This is a genomic window from Erwinia plantamica, from assembly GCF_043420595.1.
GTDB classification, from domain to species: Bacteria; Pseudomonadota; Gammaproteobacteria; order Enterobacterales; family Enterobacteriaceae; genus Erwinia; species Erwinia aeris.
Window position 1 is genome coordinate 1 of record NZ_JBGCUC010000019.1, and the last position, 24,137, is coordinate 24,137.

The window sequence follows — 24,137 nt, forward strand, 5'->3', positions numbered from 1 at the left end:
CTCCCCATGCGAGAGTAGGGAACTGCCAGGCATCAAATTGCAACAGCCCCGACCTCACGGTCGGGGTTTTTTGCGTTTGTGGGCCGGGAAAAAGCGGCTCCGCTGCGGATAAAGCGCGCAGGGGCCCGGAATTTCCCTTTACGGCCCGGCACGTATAAAAACCGCGCTTTATTCTCTTCAGGCGGAACTCTCGCATCATTTAACTGCTCAAAATAAAAGTTGTTATCGATCTTCTGACTCGCCTCTGCGGTTATGCCTTCACCGAGCATTTATACCCTCATCCAGTTCCTTTTTGTCGTCAGAAGAACGCTCTCCTCACGGCAAAGCAGCGCTAAAACGGATCTGCGTCACAAATCTATTCGTCTCTGAAAAAACAGATTCTTAACATTACGCGGGTGCGGTTTACTGCTGGTTGCTGTTTCACTTTTGACGCTAATTATTAGCAAGGAAAAATGCGAGGAGGAATTATGTTCGATGCCGCATCGTCTAAGACAGACGCCGCCAGCACTTCTGTCATCACTACCCGTCAACGGATTTGGGCCATCGTAGGCGCTTCTTCAGGTAATCTTGTTGAATGGTTTGATTTTTATGTCTATTCCTTCTGCTCCCTCTATTTCGCCCATATCTTTTTTCCTTCGGGTAATGCCACCACGCAGCTGCTGCAAACAGCAGGCGTATTCGCCGCCGGTTTTTTAATGCGACCGGTCGGCGGGTGGCTGTTCGGCTATATTGGCGACAAACACGGGCGCAAAACTTCCATGCTGATCTCTGTTTGCATGATGTGTTTTGGCTCGCTGGTTATCGCTTGCCTGCCAGGCTACGCTGCGATTGGCGTTTGGGCGCCCGCGCTTCTGCTGCTGGCTCGTTTGTTTCAGGGATTATCAGTAGGAGGAGAATATGGCACCAGCGCGACCTATATGAGTGAAGTCGCGATTGAAGGTAAAAAGGGCTTCTATGCGTCATTCCAATACGTCACACTGATCGGCGGTCAGCTGCTGGCTTTGCTGACCGTGGTCGTTCTGCAACAGCTTTTATCCGATGAAGATTTACGCGCATGGGGCTGGCGCATTCCTTTCGCGCTGGGCGCGCTGCTTGCCGTTGTCGCGCTCTATTTACGCCGTTCTTTAAATGAAACCTCCGACAAAAAAAGCCGCACGCATCAGGATGCCGGATCGTTAAAAGGGCTCTGGAAGCACCGTCGTGCATTTATAATGGTATTAGGATTTACCGCTGGCGGTTCGTTAAGTTTTTATACTTTTACCACCTATATGCAGAAGTATCTGGTGAATACCTCAGGGATGGATACGCGCAGCGCCAGCGCATTAATGACGGCGGCACTTTTTATCTTTATGCTGATCCAGCCTTTGATCGGCGCGCTTTCCGATAAGATCGGCCGGAAAGGATCGATGCTGATCTTTGGCGGCATGGCGGCGATCTGCACCGTGCCGATCCTGACGATATTGCAAAACGTCCAAAGCAGTTGGGTCGCCTTTGCGCTGGTCATGCTTGCCCTGTTGATTACCAGTTTTTATACCTCAATCAGCGGTATCCTGAAGGCGGAGATGTTCCCGCCAGAGGTGCGTGCGTTGGGCGTGGGGCTTTCCTATGCGGTGGCTAACGCTTTATTTGGCGGATCGGCGGAATATGTGGCTCTGTCGCTTAAGGCGGCGGGAAGCGAGAATAGTTTTTTCTGGTATGTTTCCGCTATGGGCGCGGTTGCCTTCCTGGTATCGCTGCTGCTGCATAAGAAAGGGAAGGGGATGAAGCTTTAACGAGCCGTATTCCAGAGAGTATAGCCGGTGGCGGCGCCGGCTATATCCCAGCTGAAATCTTTCCAGCTCCAGCCTGAACCCGCTTCGCGACTGTCATAAAACTCCTTGCCCGCGCCCAGGCTGATGGAGAACAGCAGGCCGAAACCGCCGCTGTGGCTTTCATGCCAGTTCTGACGTTCGCCGTAAGCGGTGCCCGCCGCAGAAAGAAACGCGGAAGAAAAGAAGTGTTCCGCTTTATCTTTACCTGTCCAGCTGTCTTGGGCCATATGGCTACAGCCGGAACAGCAAAGCAGAATAAGAGGAAGCAAGCGCATAAAAAAAGCCCTGTATGACTGACAGGGCTTAGTATAGCTGGCTTACAGAATACGGCTGATTAGCCTGTCGATGCGAATACGTCGCAGGCGGCGGATCAGCTTTCTGACCTTGACCGGATAGTCCGCAATGCTTTCCAAATCCCGATAGTGTTGCACAACCGTGGTATGTTCGCGGATCAGCGCCAGCTCTTTTTCGCGCTGTGCGGCCAGTTCCTGGAGCGGGTCATGGATCAACACGGCGTTTTCCAGGTCAAGCCGCCAGGCGCGCGGATTGAGGTTGTTGCCGGTGATCAGCATCCACTCTTCGTCCACCCACATGCCTTTCAGATGGTAGCTGTTCTCGCCATCTTTCCACAGCCGCACGGTCAGCTGACCGCTGGTGACATAATATTGCAGGCGGCTGAGGAAGCGGCGCAGGTTAATCTCATACAGATAAGGCAACGCGCCGATAATTTTAAAAGGCTGATCCTGCGGGATATAGAAATCATTTGCGGTCTTGTCGCCGACGATGATTTCAACGTCTTTGCCCCGGCGCAGCAGCCAGATAATATTACGGACCAGGATCGCGGGCAGGTTGAAATAGGGCGTACAAAGCGTCAGCTTCTGCTCGGCACAGGGCATCAGATGATAAATGGTTTTATTCAACAGGCTGCGTTTACCCAGCCCGACCAGCGGCGTGACCGCCAGCTGCTCGTTGTTGGCGTCGCCTTCGAAATCATAATCGAAGCCACGCAGTTCCTGACGAAACTGCCGCGTTTCGTTTTTTATCTCAGGGCTTTTCGGGCGCTCGCGCTGATCGAGCCGGTGAACGGCTTCGGCCTGAATAAGATTGGTGTCAATCCAGTTCAACAGCGTATCGGCCAGCGTGGGATTGGTAATCAGCTGGTAGCGATCGTAACGATAACGCTCGTGCTGATGCAGATAGACGTCGTTCAGACTCGCGCCCGTATAAAGCAGCGTATCGTCAATGACCGAGCCTTTCAGGTGCAGAACGCCCAGCGCTTCACGGGTATTTACCGGCACGCCGTATACAGGAATAGCGATATCGGCATTTTGTTCGGCCATCTCGCAATACCAGTCCGCGTTGGTTGCGCCGCGAGAAGCGCCGATACGGCCTCGCTGCGCGCGATGCCAGTCAACCAGAATGCGGACATCCAGCCCGGGCCGGAGGCGCTTTGCCTCGTATAGCGCGGAAAGAATAGCTCGTCCGCCGTCATCGTTTTCCAGATAGAGCGCCACAAGGCAGATACGTGTTGTCGCCGATGCTATTTTTTCCAGCAGCGTTTGGCGGAAGTCGGCAGGCGTATACAGCGTGGTAAAATCGGCAACCGACTGAGACAGTTTTGGCAGTTGCGCAAGGTGCTGTTGGTGCTTGTTACGTTTGAATTTAGACAGCATCACAGTGCGTTTCTTCTCTGTTCATGGAATAGCCTTTTGCCTTAAAATCATCGCCATAACCGCTAATGTTACCATCAGTCAGGCGGGATGTGGGCAGTTTTACGTTTCCAGACATTAACCGTTTTCCTGTAGCGTCAGGGAGAGCGCGACAATACCGTCCTCAAGCTGGATATCCACGGTAAAACCCAGCTTGCGCGCCAGCGCTATCATGCCGCGATTATTCGGCATAGTAATGCCGTTGAGCTTCAGCAGACCATGTTGACGGGTATAGTCGATCATCTTTTCCAGCAGCTGACGCCCCAGGCCCAGCCCCTTCAAATCGGAACGCACCAGCACCGAAAACTCGGCGTCCACGTTGTCGGCGTCAGAGACCGCGCGGGTTACGCCGACGATCTCATGCTGACGCACCGCAACGATCGCCATCTCCCGATCGTAGTCGATCTGGGTCATGTTAGCCAAATCATCATGGGTGAACTCATTGATCTCACTAAAGTAGCGATAATAAAGATCTTCTTTCGTCACCTGAGCAATAAACTGCTGTAGCAGTGGCTCATCTTCCGGCAGGATGGGCCGGAACAGCAGCGGTTCACCGTTTTTCAGCTGTGCCTGTTCTTCCAGCTGGTGCGGATACGGACGGATAGCCAGGCGCGCTTCGGGATCGCCGTCGAAAGGCGCCAGCTGCATAGTGACATCCAGTAACGAGAAGGTTTCGCCTGCCGCCAGCAAAGGATGGATATCAAGCCGCCTGATCTCCGGACAGTCCACGATCAGGTTGGACACCTGCACCAAAACCCGGCTAAGGCCCGAAATATCCAGCGGCGAAAGCGCGCTGCGTCCGCGTATTTTACCATTTTTAATGGCCTGAATAATCAGATAGCGGGCGAGCGCCATATTCAGCGGCGGCAAGGCTACGGCGGCCTGCCGCTCTGCCTGCCACTCAATGCCGCCTTCGCCCAGCATAATCACCGGCCCGAATACGGGATCCTGCTCCATCACGATACGCAACTCCTGAGCGCCGGCGCGGTTGGCCATGCTCTGCACCAGCAGCCCGTCGATACGCGCCTGCGGCCAGGCGAGTTTGACCCGGTCGATAATGGCTTCCGCCGCCTGCTGCACCTCGCCAGCCGAGCGCAGATAGAGCATCACGCCCTGGACTTCCGATTTATGCGGGATATCGGGCGAGCGCAGCTTAAGCGCTACCGGATAGCCTGCCTGACTGGCTATCTGTACCGCCTCCACGCTGTCGCTGGCGATCCAGGTTGGCAACGTCGTTAAGCCATAGGCCTGCAAAATGCCCTGGACTTCGTGGGTATCCAGCGTGGTCACGCCCTCTTTCAGCGCCAGGTGAATGAGCTGGTGGGCTTCTGCCGTATTGGTCGCCAGATCGGCCGGAAGCGCGGGCGTTTCGCGCAGCTGCTTCTGATTACGGCGGTATTCCACCATATGCATAAACGCGGTGACCGCGCCTTCCGGCGTACGATAGGTGGGAATACCGGCCTCGCTGAAGTGGCGGCGCGCTTCAGGCGCAGAGAACTCGCCGCACCAGTTGGTCAGCAGGGCGATCTGTTTCGCTCGCGGATGCTTTGCCGTCACCTCTATTAATCGTTGCGCGGTGAGGGTAGCGGGCGCAACGGCGCTGGGCGCGTAAATCACCAGCAGCGCATCGATATCGTGGCTGCCGAGCAGCAGCGACACCACCTGCTGATAGCGTTCTGGCGTAGCGTCATCTTTCAGATCCAAAGGATTGCCGGCCTGGCAGCCGTCCGGCAGACAGCTTTGCAGCGCCGCCGTTAACGCCTCGCCCAGTGTTGCCAGTTTGCCGCCGCGCGCATCCAGCGCATCCAGCGCCAGCGCGGCAGGCGCGGCGCCGTTACTGATAATCATCAGTCGCTCACCGCGCAGCGGCCGCATATAGCTGAGGGTTTCCACCGCGGAAAAGAGCTCGTGCATATCCTGTACCCGCAGCAGGCCTGCACGCTGTATCGCCGCATCCCAGGCGCCGTCCATGCCGCCGGGCGCGCCCAGCAGCTGACGCGCCTGCTGCGAGCGCCCGCTTTTAATCACCAGCACCGGCTTGTTTCGGGCGGCGCTGCGGGCTGCCGAGACAAAGCGCCGTGCGTCGCTTAACTGCTCCAGACAGAGCAGAATAGCGCTGGTTTTGCCGTCGCGCGCCAGAAAATCCAGCAGGTCGTCCACGTCGATATCCAGACTGTCGCCGAGCGCGATAAACCAGGAGAAGCCCAGCTGCCGCTGCTGCGCCCAGTCGAGAATGGTATTAGAGACGGCGGCGGACTGCGAAATAAACGCCAGCCTGCCCTGATAAATAGGCACCGGGGAAAAGCTGGCGTTCAGCCCTTGCCAGGGCGCAAGCAGTCCCAGGCTGTTTGGCCCGAGCAGGCGGATCTGCAAACGGCTGGCGCACTCACGCAGCTCGTCATGCTGGCTGCCCGGCGAAGAGAGAATGATGCAGGCTTTGCAGCCGCGCTCGCCCAGCGCCTGGAGCAGGACGATATTATGGCGACTGTGCGTGCAGATTACCGCCAGGTCGGGGGCAAAGGGCAGGCTGGCGACATCGGGCCAGGCCATCACGCCGCATACGGCCTGATACTTCGGCGTGACCGGCAGAACGGAACCGCTAAACCCTCCCGCCAGCAGATTGCGCATCATCAGATAGCCCGCGCGTTCCGGGCGCGGCGAGGCACCAATAACCGCGATGGATTTGGGGCGTAACAGCGCTTCCAGCCCTCGTTGACTCATAGCCGTCTCCTGTGCAGAAAAAGTGAGTTTAACGCCAACCGACGTCTGGTGCCGTAGCCAGGCCGCAATCCTCGGTATCAGCTCACAAATTTATCTGGTTTACAGGCTGCCAGACAGCAGAGATGCAGCACGCCGTTGATTTTTTACCTGTGCCGTAGAGAAATTCTGTAATAACCGCGTGGATGTTAAAAAGGTTAAATTCTTAAAGGCTGAACGTTTTTATTTTGACGGACCAGCGCTGCCCGATAGTTACTTTTTTCTCTCTCTCAATTATTACTTTCCAACGGGTAATTATTAAGATTGAGTAAGCAGTACCAGACGCGTAATAATATGTCGTCAGCGAATGTTATCCGCCTTTAAGGGGAAGTGTTTTCACTGATGAATATGAATTAAATGAGTCGTCTGATTTTGTTGGTGATGGCAGGGCTTTTACTTTTCAAATAAACAAGTACCCTTGGCCTGTAACAGAAGCAGGCGGCTCATTTTCCCTTACGGGCACGCGGTTTTTCCCCTTATATCGGTACCTTATGGAGGGCATCAGCCTGGCCTTTGCTGAGCTAAATCACCATAAGGCTGCGCAAGGGGTATCCTGTCTAAATTAACAAGTAGTGGCTTTATATCCGGCTGCTGGTTATTTTTTTTGAGTGGTTTCTGCCCAATTAGAATATCGATATAATATGTAACCGATAGTCCAGAAGAGCCGGAAATATATTATTTTAAACACACATAAAACCCAGAGAGCAGAAAAGGGCGGCCAGTATAAAGGCCGCCCTTTTTTAATCGTCGGATGTCACGGCCGCGCTTTGCTGATGAGACGGATGGTGCGGCTTACCCGCCAGATAGCGCTGGCGAAACAGATCGAAGTGCCGGAAGAGCGCCGTACCCGCTGCGGTATCGCCCGCCTGAAGCAGCAGCTCCGCCGCGACTTCGGCCGTACAGTGCTGGCCGTCGCCGTGCGACTCGCGCAGTTGATAGTTGGACGGGCGGCTGAGCGTCAGCGACATTACCGGCAACGTATCCAGCCACGGGCTTTTGCGGAACATCTTGCGCGCTTCGGTCCAGGTGCCGTCGAGCATAATAAACAGCGGGGGTTTACCGTTGACGGGAGGACGGTTTATCACCGGGCGATCCGCATCGGCGTAGGATTGCGGGAACACCACCAGCGGCTGCACGTCAGGATTTTTTACCGCGGCCAGCAGCCGGGGATCGGGCTCGGTGCGCGACCAGCCGAAAGCCTGCGTATCGGGCAGGATATCGGCAATCAGGCGGCCCGTGTTGCTGGGCTTCATCGGTTCGCTGTCAAACATCACCAGGCAAAAACGACTGCGCGCCGCTACCGGCTGTAGGGTCTCGCACAGGCAGTTCTTTTTTGGCAGCAGGCAGCGCTGACAGCGGGGGATACGATTGCCGCGAGCAAGAAAAGGACGGGTAGCCCGCGCAAGGCGCTCGGCGCGCAGGCGAAGAACGGCGTTTTCGATCATAGGAATTTATCTGGGGAAAACGCCATTCTGGCAGAAAAGCGGTAAAAACAGTAGTGGCCAGGCGAACCTGACCACCAGGGACTCAGAGGTTTTCGTCCAGCCACTCGTTGAAAGGGGCTTTAGGCATCGCGCCGCTGAGCATATCCACCATCTGACCCTGCTTAAAGATCATAATGGTCGGGATGCTGCGGATGCGAAAACGTGCGCTGATCTCCGGCTCCGCTTCGGTATTCACCTTCAGGAAGCGAACCTGGCCGCCGCGCTCTAGCGCAACGTCTTTATATACCGGCGCAAAGTTAACGCAGGGGCCGCACCACGGCGCCCAGAAATCCACGACAACCGGCAGATCGTCCTGTAAATATTTATCCAGCGTGGCGGTAGTGGCGTTAATGACCTCGCCATTGAAAAGCTCGTCGCCGCAGCGGCCGCACTTTGCGCCGTCTTCAATACGTTCCGGCGGCACGCGGTTGGTCGCCTGGCATGAAGCACAAACCGTATTCATGATACACCTCGGTAAGCGATCGCTTACTTTGTTATGATTAAGTAGCGGTAATTATGGTTCGGCTTTGCGTCAGCAACAAAGAGATTTGTTCGATGGGTACAATAGGTCGTGACTCACGCGATTTATGCTGTCTTAAAGGTCAGCACGGCACGGAAACGAGCCTTTAGCGGGAAGTTAATAGCTAAGCGGTGCCACATCAGGTAATCTGCGCGCTTCGCGCTCAGCCAGGTGGAGGGAAAATGAACGACGAATTTAAAGGTAAAAGCGGTAAAGTCAAAGTGATGTATGTCCGCGGCGATGATGAGAGCAGCAGCCGGACGGGAAATCCCCGTACCGGTAAAGGCGCGCCTCGTCCGGACGGCGACCGCCGTTCTTCACGTAATACAGAAAAGCCGCGTGGCGGGCGCGATCGCGACGTAGCAGGCGGTTCGCCATGGCGTACGGTTTCACGCGCGCCGTCAGCGGTAGATGACAAGCCCGATTACGGCGGCATCGGCGGCAAAAGCGGTATCGACCCGGAGCAGATCCGTCGTCAGCGTAATGAAGAAACGCGCGTCTATGGCGAAAACGCCTGTCAGGCGCTGTTCCAGAGCCGTCCCGACTGCATCGTGCGCGCCTGGTTCGTCCAGAGCGTAACGCCGCGTTTTCGCGATGCGCTGAAATGGATGGCCGCCAACCGTAAAGCCTACCATGTGGTAGACGATGCGGAGCTGGCGAAGGCGTCCGGCACCGAACATCACGGCGGCGTCTGCTTCCTGATCAAAAAGCGTCCCGGCATTCAGGTTCGCGAGTGGCTGGCTAAGGCACCAGAGAAAGATTGCGTGCTGGCGCTGGAAGATATCGGCAACCCGCATAACCTGGGCGGTATCATGCGCAGCTGCGCGCACTTCGGTGTGAAAGGGCTGCTGGTGCAGGATGCTTCGCTACTGGAATCCGGCGCGGCGGTACGCACGGCGGAAGGCGGCGCGGAACACGTGCAGGCTATCAGCGGTGAAAGCTTTGCTGAAGGTCTGGATGCGTTTCGCCGTGCCGGTTACGCCATCGTAACCACGTCCAGCCATCAGGGCGAGCCGCTGGCGCAGGCTGCGCTGCCCGCTAAGATGGTGCTGGTATTGGGTCAGGAGAGCGACGGCCTGTCCGACACCACGCTGGAGCAGGGCGACCTGAGCGTTTCTATCGGCGGCACCGGCAACGTGGAAAGCCTTAACGTTTCCGTAGCGACCGGCATTCTGCTGGCGGAATGGTGGCGTCAGAACGCCTGAGGCGAAGCGGGCCGTTAAGGTTCATGAAAGCTGACGGTTAAGCCATTAAAAACGGGCCATTGCGGCCCGTTTTTTTTATATCGACTCAGTGCGCGCCGCCGCCGCCGCTGCCGGAGCCAAACGGCGGCCGGGCAAACCAGACCAGCACCAGCAGAAACAGAAAGACGCCAGCGGAAGCCCAGAAAATCTCGTTGGCGGAGATAATCAGCCCCTGATTAGTGATCTGCTGCGCAATCCAGCCCGAAGCCTGATCGTGCGACATCCCCAGCTGATTCAGCTTGCCGTACATCTCCTGCGAATTGAAGTTGTAAGCGTTCACTGACTCCGTAAGCTGGCTGTGGTGCATCGCCTCGCGGTCGGTCCACATTGTGGTAGTGATCGAGGTGCCGATCGACCCGGCCAGCGTGCGCGTAAAGTTCGACAGGCTGGACGCGGCCGCCAGCCGCTCCGGCGGCAGCCCGGACAGCGTGATGGTGGTCAGCGGCATAAAGAAGCAGGCCACGGCAAAGCCCTGAATAAACTGCGGCCAGGCCGATGCGCCGAAATCCATGCCGGGTTCAAACGTATAGGCTCGCCAGTAAAAGCAAACCGCATACATAATGAAGCTGAAGGTGACCAGCTTGCGCATATCCAGCCGATGGGCGAACCGGCCGATAATAGGCGACAGGATCACCGGCAGGATGCCGACCGGCGCGGAAGCCAGCCCGGCCCAGGTGGCCGTGTAGCCGTAGACCTCCTGCAGCAGCTGCGGCAACAGCACTATCGACCCGAAATAGAGCATATAGGCCAGGCTGATACAGAGGCAGCCGATGGTGAAATTCCGCGACTTAAACAGCGACAGATCGATGATCGGATGGTCGTCCGTCAGCTCCCAGACCAGCAGCACCGCCAGCGCTATCACCGCGACAATGGTTAGCGTGATAATCTCCGGCGAGCTGAACCAGTCCAGTTCCTTGCCACGGTCGAGCATCATTTGCAGCGAGCCAATCCCGACGATCAGCAGCACCAGCCCGACCGTATCAATAGGCCGGATTGCCGTTGCCGTTTCCCGATTGCGCAACGTTTGCAGCGTCAGGATCACCACTACCACGCCGATAGGCACGTTGATAAAGAAGATCCAGCCCCAGTGATAGTTATCGCTGATCCAGCCGCCCAGGATCGGCCCGCAAATAGGCGCGACAATCACCGTCATCGCCCAGAGCGACAGGGCGATGCTGCGCTTCGCGGGCGGATAGTTGCTGAGCAGCAGGCTCTGCGACAGCGGGATCAATGGCCCGGCCACCACGCCCTGCAGGACGCGGAAGAAAATCAACATGCCCAGGCTATTGGACATACCGCATAGCCAGGAGGCGACGGCGAAAGCGGCGGTCGCCCAGACAAAGAGCTTTACTTCACCCACGCGCTTCGCCAGCCAGCCGGTAATGGGAATAGAAATCGCGTTGGCGACGCCGAACGAGGTCACCACCCAGGTGCCCTGCGAGTTAGAGGCGCCCAGATTACCGGCGATAGTCGGAATAGCGACGTTGGCGATAGTGGAATCCAGCACCTGCATAAACGTCGCCAGCGACAGCGCGATGGTCATCAGAACCAGCTGGGCGCCTTCAAGCGGTTTTTGTGCCATAACAGCCTCCCGCGCGCTCAGCCCGCATTTGCGTGAATGATATCGGCAATCAGCTGGTTGACCGGAGCCAGATCCAACGCCAGCGCGTCGCTTTCATAAGCGGGTTTCTGGCGCACGCTGGTGGCAAGTACGCTGCCGTCTTTATTGCTGGTGTCGATTTTAACCAGCGTCGACAGACCGATGCGCAGCGGATGACGCGCGACCTCGTCAGGGTTTAGCTCGATACGCACCGGCAAACGCTGCACCACTTTGATCCAGTTGCCCGTTGCGTTCTGCGCGGGCAGCAGCGAGAACGCGCTGCCGGTGCCCATATCCAGCCCTACGACTTTGCCGTGATAAACCACGTCGTCGCCGTAAATATCGCTGACAACCGTGGCAGGCTGACCGATACGCACATCGGCCAGCTGCGTTTCTTTATAGTTGGCGTCTACCCAGAGATTTTTCTCCGGCACCACGGCCAGCAGCGGCGTAGTGGTTGAGATCTGCGAGCCAACCTGCACGCTGCGCCGGGAGATGAAACCGTCAATCGGGCTGACAATCTCGGTACGCTGCAAAGCCAGCCACGCGTCACGCAGTTCGGCCGCGCTCTGTTTCACCGCCGGCTGATTCTCCAGAGAGGTATTCAGGATTGCCGCCTGGTTGGCGTTATACTGCTCGATCGCCACCTCAAGCTGAGCCTGAGCCGTAGCGACGGCATCGCGCGCGTGCTGTAAATCTTCGCGTCCGATCAGGTTAGCGGCGCCCAGCGGTTCGCGACGTTTCAGATCGGCCTGCGCCTGCGCCAGCGCGGTTTTTTGCAGCTCAATCGTTGCCTGATACTGCTTGCCGTTGATAATCAGCTGGTGGGTCTGACGCACGCTGGTCGCCAGCGCGGTCTGCGCCTTCTCGAAAGCCTGTTCCGCGTCCGTTTTGTCCAGCGTTACCAGCACGTCGCCTTTATGAACGTGGTCAGTATCGTCAAACCAGACCTTGTTGACGCTGCCCGATACCTGCGCCATGACCTGCACCTGATTGCCCGCCACGTAGGCGTCATCGGTTTCCTGGAAATGGCGCAGCACGATAAACCACCAGGCCAGCCATGCCAGCCCGGCGATAACGAATATCAACGCCAGCACGATTAGCGCGCCTTTGCGCTTCTTCTTTTTATTGTTGGGTTGCTGCTGTGCTTCTGCACTCATAAGGTTCTCCACGTTCATCCTGGCAGGCTCCGGAGGCCGGTTCCGGATCCGAAAATGCCAGCGCAAAAGCGCTGGCATCAGTTGGGTTGCGGCTAAAATAGCGATAAGCGGCGGCGGTTGTGTCGCACAATATGCTATTGCGGGAAAGCTTAGCGAGAAAGGGCGGCGATCGTCTCGTCTTCGTCCATTTTATCCAGACGCGTCAGTAGTTTACGCGTTATGCCTTCCAGCTGGCCTTTTTCTGCCGGACTGAGCGCGGACCAGAGCAGCTGCAGACACTGATGCTGCGGCGGCAGCAGCTGGCGCAGAAAATCATGGCCTTTCTCGGTTAAATGCAGATGCAGACAGCGGCGATCGTTATCGCTTTCACGGCGTTCGATCCAGCCGCGCTTTTCCAGCTCATCGGCGATACGGGTGGCGTTAGTACGGGACGAGCCCAGCGCGGAGCTGAGTTCTGAAGGCTGAATACTGTGGTTTTCCTGCGCGTCGAGCGTGATCAGCGCCATAAACAGCGTCTCGTTAATCCCCTGTGCCTTGAGCATTTTGTTGCGGTTTTCCAGCAGCTTGCTCTGCATATGCATGCAGAGGCGCGTCAGCATAATTTCCTGTAAAGGGAAATCTTTCTGACGGTTAGCGCGGAAATTCAGCATCTGTTCAATGGGGGCAAACGAACTTTCCATCTGGGGGAACCTCATAAGTTGCAACTGGTATTGTAACGACGGCGATATAATGTCGTGTCTGTCGGCTGGCATGGCCAGCCAACGCCATCTCTATTGTCCAGGTCACTCCATAACCCAGGGCGTTATGCAGCGCCGGAACGGGGCGCTGCTACAGGTTCTACCTGTCATGCCCGAACCCGGAGGTCGGGCGAAAACGGCAAACCGGCGGGAGTGGGCTGCCAAAAAACGTCAAACCCAATCGCCTGCCAGCAGGCCGGGGTAATCAGCGCGGGGCCGGTTACCCATTATTGCTACGCTATAGCCGAAAAAAATTCCGCATAGCGCCTGCGTAACAAGGGATGCTGTACCGTTAAGAATTTAATAGTTTCAATCGAAAAAGTAACTAACCTGAATAAGTGTCAGGCTAACCATACCAGACTGTGTAAACGCTTAACAGGGCGGCGGCGCTGAAAGTGTTGCAATACGTTATCAACGGGTTAATCCGTTGTCAGCTCGTAACGGGAGCCTCGCCACCAGCTCAACAGGTTAAGCACGGTGATGAAAGCACCCACCGCGCAGACGCCGTGCCAGCCAGCGTACTGATAGGCGGCGGCCGAGAGCAGCGAACCGGCGGCGCCGCCGATGAAATAGCTGGTCATATAACCGGCGGTAAGACGGTTGCGCGCCTCCGGCATAGCGCGGTAGATCACGCTCTGATTGGTAATATGTACGCCCTGTACGGCCAAATCGAGCAGGATAATGCCAATAACCAGCGCAGTCAGCGAGTGACCGCCCATCGCGGTGATCGCCCATGAGGCCAGCAGGATCAGCAGGCCGACGGTGGTGGTCAGGCGAGCCTTACCTTTATCCGCCAGCGAACCCGCCTGACGTGCCGCCAGCGCGCCTGCAGCGCCCACCAGCCCAAGCAGGCCGATTTCGCCTTCCGAGAAACCGTAAGGCGGCGAAGCCAGCAGGAAAGCCATTGAGGTCCACAGCATACTGAAGTTGGCGAACGCCAGGCAGCCGATAACCGCGCGGGTTCTTAAGATCGGCGTAGTAAAATAGAGCGTGAAGATTGAGCGCAGCAGCTGCGGATAGTTAAGCGCTACCGACTGCTTATAACGCGGCAGATAGCGCCATAACGCCAGCGCCATCAGTACCATCAGCGCGCTGGCAACCCAGTAAACGGTGCGCCAGCCGCCCAGCTGTGCCAGACCGCCTGCAATGGTGCGCGCCAGCAGAATGCCCAGCAGCAGTCCGCTCATTACGGTGCCGACGACCTTACCCCGTTTCTCCGGCGCGGCCAGCGTGGCCGCCAGCGGCACCAGGATCTGCGCCACCACCGAAAACAGCCCGGTCAGCGCCGTGCCCAGCAGCATAAAGACAATATTGGTGGAAAGCGCGGTGATCACCATGCCGCCCGCTGCCAGCAGGCTCATCACCACAATCAGCGCCCGGCGCTCCAGCATATCGCCCAGCGGTACCAGCAGCAGTAAGCCGACGGCGTAGCCAAGCTGTGCGGTGGTGACGATAAACCCCGCTTCGTTAACGGAAAGAGAAAAAGCGCGCGCGATGGTTTCCAGTAGCGGCTGCACATAATAGTTGCTGGCAACGGAAAGGCCGGTGGCGATCGACATCAGGGCAACAAGGGCAGAGCTAAGACCGTGCTGAGGGGATTTCATGGTGATAATCAGAAATTTAAAAAGAAGAATAGCTTGATAGTAACCTGAAAAACTATTTTATTTATAGAATTATTTACAATTGGCGCGGATTGCCGCCGAAAGCGGAAAGGGAACTTTTACCGCAACGCTGTAGCCAGGGAAACGAGAGAAGAGGGCGCGTGTCCCGCGCCGGAAACGACGCGGGGCACGGCAAACCGATTATCTTCTTTCACATAGCTATATCGTGGCAAACGGGCCGCGTTCTTTCACGTAGCTATATCGTGGCTAACCGGCCACATTCTTCTACATAGCTATATTGTGGCAGACGGGCCGCATGCTTCCACAGGGCTATGGCCGCGTTCTTTCACATAGCTATATCGTGGCAGACGGGCCGCATGCTTCCACATGGCTATGGCCGCGTTCTTTCACATAGCTATATCGTGGCAGACGGGCCGCATACTTCCACATGGCTATGGCCGCGTGCTTCCACATAGCTATATGATGGCTAGCCGGCCGTGCGCTTTCCCTTGTATCAAGCGGGTTTTTATTTAGCGGCGGCGAGCGCGTCGTGGATCCAGCCGTCAAACTGCGCCTGATGCGCTTTGATCCAGCCGTTGACGTGCGCATTGATATCCGCTTCGCTGGACTGACCCTGCTGCATACGCGCGTTCTGCGCATTGATATCCGCCAGCGGCAGTTTCATTTCGGCAAACAGTTTAGCCGCCGCCGGATTTTTCTCAGCCCAGGCCTTATTCGCCACGATATGCATACTGTTCACCGGGAAGCCGTAATTAGCGCCGTTCGGCAATTTAGTATCCAGAGCCTTTTGCTCACCAGGCATGGCGGAAAACGGCACCTGTAGCCAGACGACATCCCGACCGGGTACCAGCTTGTCGCTGACCCAGTAAGGCGTCCAGGTGTAGTAAAGGATCGGCTTGCCTTCTTTAAAGCGGGAAATCGTATCGGCAATCATTGCCGAATAGTTGCCCTGATTGTGTTCAACCGTATTGCTCAGGCCGTAGGCTTTGATCTGATGGTTGATAACTGCTTCGCAGCCCCAGCCTGGCGTACAGCCGGTCAGATCCGCTTTGCCGTCGTTGTTGCTGTCGAAAAGCTTCGCCAGCTCAGGATCTTTCAGCTGGTCGATTCGGGTAATATGATATTTTTCGGCGGTTTTCTTATCGATCAGATAGCCCTGCGCCGCGCCCTGCACATAGGTGCCCTGACGATCGAATTTCGCGTCGCCGCCTGCCGCTTTATACATATCGTCATGCAGCGGCTGCCAGTTGACGGCGGTAAAGGTGGCGTCGCCGGCGGCCAGCGAGGTATAGCCGACGTTGTAATCCACCTCGCTTGGCTCATCGACGGTATAGCCCAGCTTTTCCAGCGCGCGGCTGACCAGCAGCGTCTGGAAGGTTTCTTCCGAAATGGTGCTTTGAATAGGTTTAACGGTAATGCCTTTACCAGGCAAATCGGCGGCAAAAGCCGGAAGGGCCAGCGTGGAGAATGCGGCGGCTAACAGTGCTGTCTTACGCATAGAAGATCCTTGTTATTCAAAAAGCGGAGGCTGGCGACGACGTAACGCCGCCAGCAGGCAGGATTAGTGGATAAATGGACGGGTGATCAGGCCTAACGGGCCGCTGGCATACCAGCGACGGGCACCGCGGCTGCGGCTGTCGCGGCCAACGGACTGCGTCAGGCGGTCAAGGATGATGGCGAGGATAACAATGCCTACGCCGCCGACGGTGGCCAGCCCCATATCAAGACGGCCGATGCCGCGCAGCACCATCTGACCCAGGCCGCCAACGGCGATCATCGAGGCGATCACCACCATCGACAGCGCCAGCATCAGCGTCTGGTTAACGCCCGCCATGATGGTCGGCATCGCCAGCGGCAGCTGCACCTTAAACAGCATCTGGCGCGGGCTGGCGCCAAAGGATTCGGCGGCTTCGGTTAAATCAGCCGGAACCTGTTTAATGCCCAGAATGGTCAGGCGCACAATCGGCGGCAGGGCGAAGATAATGGTCACCACCACGCCGGGCACGTTGCCAATGCCAAACAGCATCACGATCGGCACCAGATAGACGAACGCGGGCGTCGTCTGCATGGCATCCAGCAGGGGCCGGATAAATTTGGCGGCCTTATCGCTGCGCGCCAGCCAGATCCCCAGCGGCAGGCCAATCACCATGCAGAACAGCAGGGCAGTCAGCACCAGTGCCAGCGTCACCATCGCCTGCGACCAGGCGCCGATAGCGCCAATAATAACCAGCGAAATCAGCGTGGCGACGCCCATGCCGAAGCTGGATATCTGCCATGCGATCAGCGCAAACAGCACGATAGCGACGGGCGACGGCATCCCCAGCAGGAAGTGCTGAAAAGCGCTGAGGATATAATCAACCGGCACGCGGATGCCCTGGAACAGCGGACGGAAATGGCTGACGATCCAGTCGATCCCGCTGGTTACCCAGCTATCAAGCGGGATCAACGTTTTGTGAAAAGGATCGAGCAGACTGAAATGCTCCGGCGCCGGGGCTGGCGTGCTGCTTAACCAGTCGCTGCTGCTGGCCGCCGCATCGTGACCGCCCGGCGTTCCCCAGGCATCTGCGCTGCTGGTTGAAGCGGCGTCAGCGGCTGGCGTGACGTCAGAAGGGGCGGCGGATGCGCTCTGCCACGGGTCGGTTACTGGTGTGCTCATGGCTGGCTCCCTTCACGATCTAATGCCTGTAACAACATGCCTTTGGAAATGATGCCGATATAGTTATTATCTTCGCCAACGATGGGCACCGCGCAGGGGGCCTGTGCGACATGCGACAGCAGATCGTTAAGCGACGTATCGCCGGGCATGGCGACAGGCGCGGGCAAAATAGCCTGATCCAGCCCGTTGCCTGCGGCCAGCGCGGCCTTCAGCGAATCGGTAGAGACCACGCCGACAAACTTTTGCTTTTCCAGCACGTAGCCATATTCGCGGTCTTCATCCTGCAACAGCTTGATGGCCGAACGCGGGCCAAAGCCCGGCGCTTTACGCATCAGCGCGCTGGCGCTGCGGCGGGCGATATCTTTGGCGCTGAAGACGTGGCTGATATCCACGCCGCGAAAGAAAGTGCGCACGTAGTCGTTGGCGGGATTATTCAGAATTTCATCCGGCGTGCCGACCTGAATCACTTCCCCGCCCTGCATAATCGCAATACGGTCGCCAATGCGCATGGCCTCATCCAGATCGTGAGAAATAAAGACGATGGTGCGCTGGTGGCGGGATTGCAGTTTTACCAGCTCATCCTGCATCTCAGTACGGATTAAAGGATCGAGCGCGGAGAAGGCTTCATCCATCAATAATATATCCGGATTGATGGCCAGCGCGCGCGCTAATCCAACACGCTGACGCATTCCGCCGGATAATTCGTCCGGCCAGGCGTGGGCATAATTATCCAGCCCAACCTGACGCAGCGCCTCCAGCGCTTTTTCCTGCCGTTGCTGGAGCGGGACGCCAGCTAATTCCATGCCGAAAGCCGCATTATTTAAGACGGTAAGATGAGGCATCAGCGCAAATGACTGGAACACCATGCTGATTTTATTTCGGCGCACCTGACGTAATTCGCTGTCGGATATTTTCGCTATATCGACACCGTCAATAATGACCTGACCACGGGTGGGTTCTATCAGACGATTGAGAAGGCGAACCATGGTGGACTTGCCGGAGCCGGAAAGGCCCATGATCACAAATATCTCGCCTTCTTCAATGGCCAGACTGGCATTCTTTACGCCAAGCGAGAGGCCGGTTTTTTCCAGCAGTGCTTCTTTACCCATGCCTTTATCGATATACTTAAAAGCGCGATCGGGATTTTCCCCAAAAACCTTATAAAGATTTTTAACTTCAAGTTTAATAGCCATGTAATTATTTTATTCCTGACAAATAGTTAATTTTCTTATATTTCAATCGGTCCTGGTAAAATATGAACGGTCTATACCCTAACACACTCTCAGGCTGAGGCAACCCTTTGCGCGGCCTGGCGGAATTGATCCTGAGACGTGCATCTCCGGTAATGCCAGTAAGGGTAAGGGATGACGAGGAATTTCAGACAGGGAAAATAGTGCGATATTTATTATAAAAAGACGTCCTGGAAGAGGTAATTTAGCGGGGATTTTTCGCTTGTAGACGGAATAAAGTAACGTAAAAAAGGAGAATATCTTTCAGTAAATTTTTATTGAACGTTCGATCAATAAAAAATAATGCCAGCGGACGGCCAGCCAAAAAGCCGCCCGCATTTATTCAAAAATTCCAGTCCTCATCTTCGGTATCCACGGCTTTTCCCATCACATAGGAAGAGCCGGAGCCGGAGAAGAAATCGTGGTTCTCGTCGGCATTGGGAGAAAGCGCGGCCAAAATAGCGGGATCGACATTGGTTAGCTCTGGCGGGAACAGCGCCTCGTAACCTAAGTTCATCAGCGCCTTGTTGGCGTTATAGTGCAAAAACTTATTCACCTCTTCGCACCAGTCCGGGCCTTCGTACAGATCCGCCGTATAGGCCAGCTCGTTTTCATACAGCGCCAGCATCAGTTCCATGGCGAACTGATGCAGCTCTTTGCGTCTGGCCTTGCTCTCTTTTTGCAGCGCCTTCTGGTATTTGTAGCCGATATAGTAGCCGTGTACCGCCTCGTCTTTGATAATCAGGCGGATCAGATCGGCGGTATTGGTCAGTTTGCCGCGGCTTGACCAGTACATCGGCAAATAAAAGCCGGAATAGAACAGAAAAGACTCCAGAAAAACGCTGGCGATTTTCTTTTTTAACGGATCGCTGTAATGATAGTGTTCCAGCACGATGTCGGCTTTTCGCTGCAAAAAGATATTATTTTCGCTCCATTCATAGGCCGCATCGACATCGCTGGTGTGGCACAGCGTGGAGAAGATAGAACTGTAGGATCGCGCATGTACCGCTTCCATAAAGCTGATATTCGATATCACCGCTTCTTCATGCGGCGTCAGCGCATCCACCATCAGCGCCGGGGCGCCAACGGTGTTCTGAATGGTGTCCAGCAGCGTCAGTCCGGTATAGACGCGGATGGTGAGCTGCTGCTCCTGTGGGCTTAACCCGTTCCAGGCCGGAATATCGTTAGAAAGCGGAATTTTTTCCGGCAGCCAGAAGTTCGAGGTCAAACGGTTCCAGACTTCCAGATCTTTTTCGTCCTCGATCTGGTTCCAGTTAATAGCGTGCACGCGTTGTAGTTTCATCATATTTTTAGCGAATGCCTTCGCTCCCTTATGGTCAGGTTAGAGCGAGCAGGAAACACAGCCTTCGACTTCAGTGCCGAGCAGGGCCATCTGACGCAGGCGAATGTAATACAGGGTTTTGATGCCTTTCTTCCAGGCGTAAATCTGCGCCTTATTGATATCGCGCGTGGTGGCGGTATCGCGGAAGAAAAGCGTCAATGACAGCCCCTGATCGACATGGCGCGTCGCTTCGGCATAGGTATCGATAATCGCTTCCGGCCCGATATCGTAGGCGTCACGGTAAAACGCCTGGTTATCGTTGGTCATAAACGGCGCGGGATAGTAGACGCGGCCCGTTTTCCCTTCCTTACGGATCTCAATACGCGAGACGATAGGGTGAATACTCGACGTGGCGTGATTGATATAGGAGATCGAGCCGGTCGGCGGGATCGCCTGCAAATTTTGATTATAGATGCCGTAGTGCGTAACCATATCGCGCAGCTGCCGCCAGTCCTCTTGCGAAGGCAGCGTAATACCCGCTTTGGCAAACAGCGCGGCGGCTTCCGGCGTGCGCGGCTGCCAGGGCTGATTAACATACTGGTCAAAGTATTCGCCGCTGGCGTAGCGAGAGGCCGCAAAACCTGCAAACCGCTCGCCGCGTTCCCGGGCAATCAGGTTAGAAGTGCGCAGCGCGTGATAGGTGACGGCATAGAAGTAAAGATTGGTAAAGTCCAGCGCCGCCGGTGAACCGTAGTGGATGCCCTCACGCGCTAAATAGCCGTGCAGATTCATCTGGCCCAGGCCGATAGCGTGCGACTGCGCGTTGCCGTTTTCGATGGAAGGCACGGAGCGGATATGGCTCTGGTCGGAAACGGCCGTCAGGCCGCGTACCGCGATCTCCACCGTGCGGGCAAAGTCAGGCGAATCCATGGTATGCGCAATATTCAGCGACCCGAGGTTGCAGGAGATATCCTTGCCGATATGACGATAGCTTAAATCCTCATGGTATTCGGTCGGCGTATTTACCTGCAGGATCTCCGAGCAAAGGTTGCTCATATTAATCCTTCCCTTGATCGGGTTGGCGCGGTTAACCGTATCCTCAAACATAATATAGGGATAGCCGGACTCGAACTGGATTTCCGCCAGCGTCTGGAAGAACTCGCGTGGATTAATAAAGGTGCGGCGGATACGCTCGTCGGCCAGCATCTCCTCATATTTCTCGCTGATGCTGATATCGGCAAAGGGCAGGCCGTAAATACGCTCGACGTCGTAAGGCGAAAAGAGCGCCATCGGCTGATTGGCCTTCGCCAGCTGGAAGGTCACGTCCGGTATCACCACGCCCAGCGACAGCGTTTTGATACGGATTTTCTCGTCGGCATTTTCCCGTTTGGTATCCAGAAAGCGCAGGATATCGGGATGATGCGCGTGCAAATATACCGCGCCCGCGCCCTGACGCGCGCCCAGCTGATTGGCGTAGGAGAAAGCATCCTCCAGCATCTTCATCACCGGGATCACGCCGGAAGACTGGTTTTCAATACGCTTGATCGGCGCACCGGCCTCGCGCAGGTTAGAAAGCAGAAACGCCACGCCGCCGCCGCGTTTGGACAGCTGGAGTGCGGAGTTCACCGAACGGCCGATCGACTCCATATTGTCTTCAATACGCAGCAGAAAACAGGAAACCAGCTCGCCGCGCTGCTGCTTGCCGCAGTTCAGAAATGTTGGCGTGGCAGGCTGAAAACGGCCGGACAGCATCTCTTCCACCAGCGCCGTCGCCAGCGCCTGGTCACCTTTGGCCAGCGTCAGCGCCACCATGCAGACGCGCTCGGTAAAGCCTTCAAGATAGCGTTTGCCGTCGAAGGTTTTCAGCGTATAGCTGGTGTAAAACTTCCACGCGCCAAGGAAAGTCTGGAAGCGGAAGCGATGCTGGTAAGCCTGCTCAAACAGCGCATTGATAAAATCAAAAGAATAAGCGTTCAGCACCTCGGCTTCGTAATAGCCTTCCGCTACCAGGTATTGTAAGCGCTCACTAACAGAGCTGAACGTCACCGTATTTGGCAGCACGTGCTGTAAGAAATAGCGGCGCGTCGCCTCACGATCTTTCTCAAACTGAATATGGCCGTCTGCATCGTAAAGGTTGAGCATCGCGTTCAGGGAATGGTAGTCGGCCGTGGTTGGCGCTATGGGTGTGCTTTCTGTTGTTGCCAAAATTGGGTTACTCCCCTGGATACGTTGGCGATGTCTTCTTCAGTGCCCAGCAGCTCGAAACGGTAGAGGCACGGGACGCGGCATTTCTGCGCAATAATGCTGCCCGCCAGGCAGTAAGCTTCGCCAAAATTGCGGTTGCCGGCGGCGATTACGCCGCGAATGCCCTGGCGGTTATCGACATCGTTAAGAAACTGAATGACCTGCTTCGGCACGGCACCTTTGGTGGTGCCGCCGCCGTAGCTGGGCACCACCAGGATATAGGGCTCAGCCACGCGCAGCGGCTGGCCGCCGATCGGGATACGGCGACAGGGCAGGCCGGTACGCAGCACAAAGCGGTGCGTGTTTTCCGACTGGCTGGAAAAATAGACCAGCATGGCGTCAGCCCTGCGCGACGGCACGGCCCAGCGCGGCGATCTTATCGGGGCGGAAGCCGCTCCAGTGTTCGCCTTCCGCCATCACCACGGGAACCTGGCGATAGCCCAGCGCTTTCAGCGTCTGCAGCTCGGTGGGATCCCGATCGAGGTTGATCAGCTGATACGCAATGCCCTGCTTATCCATCGCGCTTTTCGTCGCGCCGCACTGGACACAGTTATCTTTAGTGTAAATAATAATGCGCATGATTCGTATTTCCCTTTGTAGGCGGATATCCGGCACGGATAAGGCTGACAGACTGTTGAGCAAGCTTCCGGGCAGAAACGCCGCATAACCATATATTGTGTGTTGGCTGCTGTATTAAATACTAGATGTGGTGTTTATCGATTGCAACCTTATAGCTTGTGCGCTTATCAGCGCTAAGCGGGGCAAAGCCTTGCCGCACCTGGATTTAGCGCGGCAAAAAAATTTCAGGCTTTTTGCATGGCAGAACTGAAAGGGGATTCGGCAAACGGCTTGGCTAAGAAGCAAGCGGTACGGCGCAATAAATTCATGACGAAGGCCGGATGCTGATGGCCAGCAGAGGCGGGGCGAGAAATATCCAGTAAGAGGTTATTGGGAAGGCTGTCATAAAACAGCAGGTATTGGATATAGCTGCTAAAGCAGGGCGGTAAACCACATAAACAAGATGTCGTGTAACTGTGGCAGCAGAACTTGCCGGCCGCAGCCACTTCTGCACTCTTATCCGGCAGAATTCGCCGTCCCGCAGAAATAACAATCCCCGCATAAGCGGGGACTGATCAGAGCATACAGGCGTAAAATTAATCGCGGGAAGTGCTGGTCGCAATCAGCGCGCCAAGGAAAACGCCGATCGCCGCGCCGATGCCGACGCCGTGCCACGGGTTATCCCGCACAAAGGTATCCACATGCTCGCCTGCGTCTTTAGCGACCTGAGACACGCGGTTGCCGCCGCCGTTAAGCTTAGCGCGGGTTTCTTTCAGCAGCGCCTGCGCTTTGCTGCGCGCATCGTCAACTTCTTCTTTCGATTTGCTGCCGTAGGATTTCAGCAGGCCATCAAGGGTATCAGCCAGCAGAGTGACGTCCTGGTTGATATCAATATCTTCGTTCTTTGTCGTCCGGTTAAACATTTAGCGCTCTCCTGGAAATGATACGGACTATTTACTATAGACTATCAGAGAGATATTTCGTGCGTCGGGCTGCCGCGCACCCTGTTTCTGGACAATTCCGAAAGCCCTGCGCCCTGGCGCTAAGGTAAGGTGACGGAGTTGGCAAGTATTAGAGGATTAAGCATGTATCTACGCCCTGATGAGGTCGCTCGCGTACTGGAAAAAGCGGGATTTGAAATGGACGCGGTCACCGCAAAAGCTTACGGCTATCGCCGAGGCGACAGCTATGTGTACGTAAATCGCGAAGCGCGTCTGGGACGCACCGCGCTGGTTATCCATCCCACGCTGAAGGAAAAAAGCCACAGCTTTGCGGAACCCGCGAACGAAATCAAAACCTGTGAGCACTACGTGCAGTTTCCCATGTACCTGGTCGGCGACAGCCGGGATCACTACGGTATTCCGCACGGCTTCAGCTCGCGCGCCGCGCTGGAACGCTATCTCGAATCCGTATTCGACTGATCGCCTGACGGGCTGAAAGCGCTGCTTTACGTTTCCTGACGTTGCATTACCGGCACAGACCAGGTATAACACCTGGCCTATGTAGAAGTTTAGACGTCTATAC

General features: G+C 56.1%; 21 protein-coding genes. 3 read left to right on the forward strand and 18 right to left on the reverse strand.

The window, feature by feature from the left end:
* Positions 1-32: 32 nt before the first annotated feature.
* Entirely contained in the window at positions 33-269 is a 237-nt protein-coding gene (locus AB3U87_RS18070) for a hypothetical protein (RefSeq protein ID WP_394149993.1), read from the reverse strand.
* A gap of 198 nt (positions 270-467) precedes the next feature.
* On the opposite strand from AB3U87_RS18070, the gene AB3U87_RS18075 reads away from it, so the two are divergent.
* Positions 468-1,772 carry an MFS family transporter gene (locus tag AB3U87_RS18075; protein ID WP_253459036.1) on the forward strand — a complete coding sequence of 435 codons (1,305 nt, stop codon included), beginning with the start codon at positions 468-470 and terminating at the stop codon, positions 1,770-1,772.
* Here the strand turns inward: AB3U87_RS18075 and AB3U87_RS18080 are convergent.
* The 5 genes from AB3U87_RS18080 to trxC form a co-directional block, all read right to left on the reverse strand.
* Positions 1,769-2,086: a YfiM family lipoprotein gene (locus tag AB3U87_RS18080; protein ID WP_301252699.1), complete on the reverse strand. Its 318-nt coding sequence runs from the start codon at positions 2,084-2,086 to the stop codon at positions 1,769-1,771. The two genes, AB3U87_RS18075 and AB3U87_RS18080, sit on opposite strands and share 4 nt — an antisense overlap.
* A gap of 42 nt (positions 2,087-2,128) precedes the next feature.
* A complete protein-coding gene (gene pssA, locus AB3U87_RS18085) occupies positions 2,129-3,484 on the reverse strand; it encodes a CDP-diacylglycerol--serine O-phosphatidyltransferase (RefSeq protein ID WP_253461240.1) in 1,356 nt (451 codons plus the stop codon).
* A 114-nt stretch (positions 3,485-3,598) separates the two neighbouring features.
* The gene (locus AB3U87_RS18090; RefSeq protein ID WP_369896973.1) at positions 3,599-6,241 is read right to left on the reverse strand and encodes a bifunctional acetate--CoA ligase family protein/GNAT family N-acetyltransferase; all 2,643 of its coding nucleotides are present in this window, start codon (positions 6,239-6,241) and stop codon (positions 3,599-3,601) included.
* Positions 6,242-7,017: 776 nt separating this feature from the next.
* Positions 7,018-7,722 carry a tRNA-uridine aminocarboxypropyltransferase gene (locus tag AB3U87_RS18095; RefSeq protein ID WP_394149996.1) on the reverse strand — a complete coding sequence of 235 codons (705 nt, stop codon included), beginning with the start codon at positions 7,720-7,722 and terminating at the stop codon, positions 7,018-7,020.
* An 82-nt stretch (positions 7,723-7,804) separates the two neighbouring features.
* Entirely contained in the window at positions 7,805-8,224 is a 420-nt protein-coding gene (gene trxC / locus AB3U87_RS18100) for a thioredoxin TrxC (RefSeq protein WP_394149997.1), read from the reverse strand.
* A 239-nt stretch (positions 8,225-8,463) separates the two neighbouring features.
* Here trxC and AB3U87_RS18105 point away from each other — a divergent pair, with 239 nt between their 5' ends.
* Positions 8,464-9,486, forward strand: coding sequence for a tRNA/rRNA methyltransferase (locus AB3U87_RS18105; protein ID WP_253459047.1), 1,023 nt, complete (start codon positions 8,464-8,466; stop codon positions 9,484-9,486).
* Between the two features lie 85 nt (positions 9,487-9,571).
* Here AB3U87_RS18105 and emrB read toward each other — a convergent pair whose 3' ends face one another.
* The 12 genes from emrB to AB3U87_RS18165 form a co-directional block, all read right to left on the reverse strand.
* The gene (gene emrB / locus AB3U87_RS18110; protein ID WP_253459050.1) at positions 9,572-11,107 is read right to left on the reverse strand and encodes a multidrug efflux MFS transporter permease subunit EmrB; all 1,536 of its coding nucleotides are present in this window, start codon (positions 11,105-11,107) and stop codon (positions 9,572-9,574) included.
* A 17-nt stretch (positions 11,108-11,124) separates the two neighbouring features.
* Positions 11,125-12,285 (reverse strand): multidrug efflux MFS transporter periplasmic adaptor subunit EmrA, encoded by a 1,161-nt coding sequence (gene emrA, locus AB3U87_RS18115; RefSeq protein ID WP_253459053.1) that lies wholly within the window; start codon positions 12,283-12,285, stop codon positions 11,125-11,127.
* A gap of 149 nt (positions 12,286-12,434) precedes the next feature.
* Positions 12,435-12,965, reverse strand: a complete 531-nt coding sequence (gene mprA, locus AB3U87_RS18120) for a transcriptional repressor MprA (protein ID WP_253459056.1) — start codon at positions 12,963-12,965, stop codon at positions 12,435-12,437.
* A gap of 476 nt (positions 12,966-13,441) precedes the next feature.
* Entirely contained in the window at positions 13,442-14,626 is a 1,185-nt protein-coding gene (locus AB3U87_RS18125) for an MFS transporter (RefSeq protein ID WP_253459059.1), read from the reverse strand.
* Between the two features lie 523 nt (positions 14,627-15,149).
* Positions 15,150-16,142: a glycine betaine/L-proline ABC transporter substrate-binding protein ProX gene (gene proX / locus AB3U87_RS18130; protein WP_394150001.1), complete on the reverse strand. Its 993-nt coding sequence runs from the start codon at positions 16,140-16,142 to the stop codon at positions 15,150-15,152.
* 63 nt (positions 16,143-16,205) lie between these two features.
* Complete coding sequence (gene proW, locus AB3U87_RS18135; RefSeq protein WP_301730868.1) at positions 16,206-17,300, reverse strand: glycine betaine/L-proline ABC transporter permease ProW; 1,095 nt, start codon at positions 17,298-17,300, stop codon at positions 16,206-16,208.
* A complete protein-coding gene (gene proV / locus AB3U87_RS18140) occupies positions 17,297-18,493 on the reverse strand; it encodes a glycine betaine/L-proline ABC transporter ATP-binding protein ProV (RefSeq protein WP_369896965.1) in 1,197 nt (398 codons plus the stop codon). Before proV ends, proW begins: the two co-directional genes overlap by 4 nt.
* 379 nt (positions 18,494-18,872) lie before the next feature.
* The gene (gene nrdF, locus AB3U87_RS18145; protein ID WP_394150051.1) at positions 18,873-19,832 is read right to left on the reverse strand and encodes a class 1b ribonucleoside-diphosphate reductase subunit beta; all 960 of its coding nucleotides are present in this window, start codon (positions 19,830-19,832) and stop codon (positions 18,873-18,875) included.
* 39 nt (positions 19,833-19,871) lie between these two features.
* Positions 19,872-22,016, reverse strand: coding sequence for a class 1b ribonucleoside-diphosphate reductase subunit alpha (gene nrdE / locus AB3U87_RS18150; RefSeq protein ID WP_394150003.1), 2,145 nt, complete (start codon positions 22,014-22,016; stop codon positions 19,872-19,874).
* Complete coding sequence (gene nrdI / locus AB3U87_RS18155; RefSeq protein ID WP_394150004.1) at positions 21,989-22,390, reverse strand: class Ib ribonucleoside-diphosphate reductase assembly flavoprotein NrdI; 402 nt, start codon at positions 22,388-22,390, stop codon at positions 21,989-21,991. Before nrdI ends, nrdE begins: the two co-directional genes overlap by 28 nt.
* A gap of 4 nt (positions 22,391-22,394) precedes the next feature.
* Complete coding sequence (gene nrdH, locus AB3U87_RS18160) at positions 22,395-22,634, reverse strand: glutaredoxin-like protein NrdH (RefSeq protein ID WP_394150006.1); 240 nt, start codon at positions 22,632-22,634, stop codon at positions 22,395-22,397.
* Between the two features lie 575 nt (positions 22,635-23,209).
* Entirely contained in the window at positions 23,210-23,536 is a 327-nt protein-coding gene (locus tag AB3U87_RS18165; protein ID WP_125289392.1) for a DUF883 family protein, read from the reverse strand.
* A 162-nt stretch (positions 23,537-23,698) separates the two neighbouring features.
* Between AB3U87_RS18165 and AB3U87_RS18170 the strand changes: the two genes are divergently transcribed.
* A complete protein-coding gene (locus AB3U87_RS18170) occupies positions 23,699-24,034 on the forward strand; it encodes a DUF2002 family protein (protein WP_125289393.1) in 336 nt (111 codons plus the stop codon).
* Positions 24,035-24,137 lie beyond the last annotated feature (103 nt).

Excerpts from the sequence above, each read along its gene's own strand:
- AB3U87_RS18070 (WP_394149993.1), bottom strand. The coding sequence starts at position 269 with ATGCTCGGTGAAGGCATAACCGCAGAGGCGAGTCAGAAGATCGATAAC.
- AB3U87_RS18075 (WP_253459036.1), top strand. The coding sequence starts at position 468 with ATGTTCGATGCCGCATCGTCTAAGACAGACGCCGCCAGCACTTCTGTC.
- AB3U87_RS18080 (WP_301252699.1), bottom strand. The coding sequence starts at position 2,086 with ATGCGCTTGCTTCCTCTTATTCTGCTTTGCTGTTCCGGCTGTAGCCAT.
- pssA (WP_253461240.1), bottom strand. The coding sequence starts at position 3,484 with ATGCTGTCTAAATTCAAACGTAACAAGCACCAACAGCACCTTGCGCAA.
- AB3U87_RS18090 (WP_369896973.1), bottom strand. The coding sequence starts at position 6,241 with ATGAGTCAACGAGGGCTGGAAGCGCTGTTACGCCCCAAATCCATCGCG.
- AB3U87_RS18095 (WP_394149996.1), bottom strand. The coding sequence starts at position 7,722 with ATGATCGAAAACGCCGTTCTTCGCCTGCGCGCCGAGCGCCTTGCGCGG.
- trxC (WP_394149997.1), bottom strand. The coding sequence starts at position 8,224 with ATGAATACGGTTTGTGCTTCATGCCAGGCGACCAACCGCGTGCCGCCG.
- AB3U87_RS18105 (WP_253459047.1), top strand. The coding sequence starts at position 8,464 with ATGAACGACGAATTTAAAGGTAAAAGCGGTAAAGTCAAAGTGATGTAT.
- emrB (WP_253459050.1), bottom strand. The coding sequence starts at position 11,107 with ATGGCACAAAAACCGCTTGAAGGCGCCCAGCTGGTTCTGATGACCATC.
- emrA (WP_253459053.1), bottom strand. The coding sequence starts at position 12,285 with ATGAGTGCAGAAGCACAGCAGCAACCCAACAATAAAAAGAAGAAGCGC.
- mprA (WP_253459056.1), bottom strand. The coding sequence starts at position 12,965 with ATGGAAAGTTCGTTTGCCCCCATTGAACAGATGCTGAATTTCCGCGCT.
- AB3U87_RS18125 (WP_253459059.1), bottom strand. The coding sequence starts at position 14,626 with ATGAAATCCCCTCAGCACGGTCTTAGCTCTGCCCTTGTTGCCCTGATG.
- proX (WP_394150001.1), bottom strand. The coding sequence starts at position 16,142 with ATGCGTAAGACAGCACTGTTAGCCGCCGCATTCTCCACGCTGGCCCTT.
- proW (WP_301730868.1), bottom strand. The coding sequence starts at position 17,300 with ATGAGCACACCAGTAACCGACCCGTGGCAGAGCGCATCCGCCGCCCCT.
- proV (WP_369896965.1), bottom strand. The coding sequence starts at position 18,493 with ATGGCTATTAAACTTGAAGTTAAAAATCTTTATAAGGTTTTTGGGGAA.
- nrdF (WP_394150051.1), bottom strand. The coding sequence starts at position 19,832 with ATGAAACTACAACGCGTGCACGCTATTAACTGGAACCAGATCGAGGAC.
- nrdI (WP_394150004.1), bottom strand. The coding sequence starts at position 22,390 with ATGCTGGTCTATTTTTCCAGCCAGTCGGAAAACACGCACCGCTTTGTG.
- nrdH (WP_394150006.1), bottom strand. The coding sequence starts at position 22,634 with ATGCGCATTATTATTTACACTAAAGATAACTGTGTCCAGTGCGGCGCG.
- AB3U87_RS18165 (WP_125289392.1), bottom strand. The coding sequence starts at position 23,536 with ATGTTTAACCGGACGACAAAGAACGAAGATATTGATATCAACCAGGAC.
- AB3U87_RS18170 (WP_125289393.1), top strand. The coding sequence starts at position 23,699 with ATGTATCTACGCCCTGATGAGGTCGCTCGCGTACTGGAAAAAGCGGGA.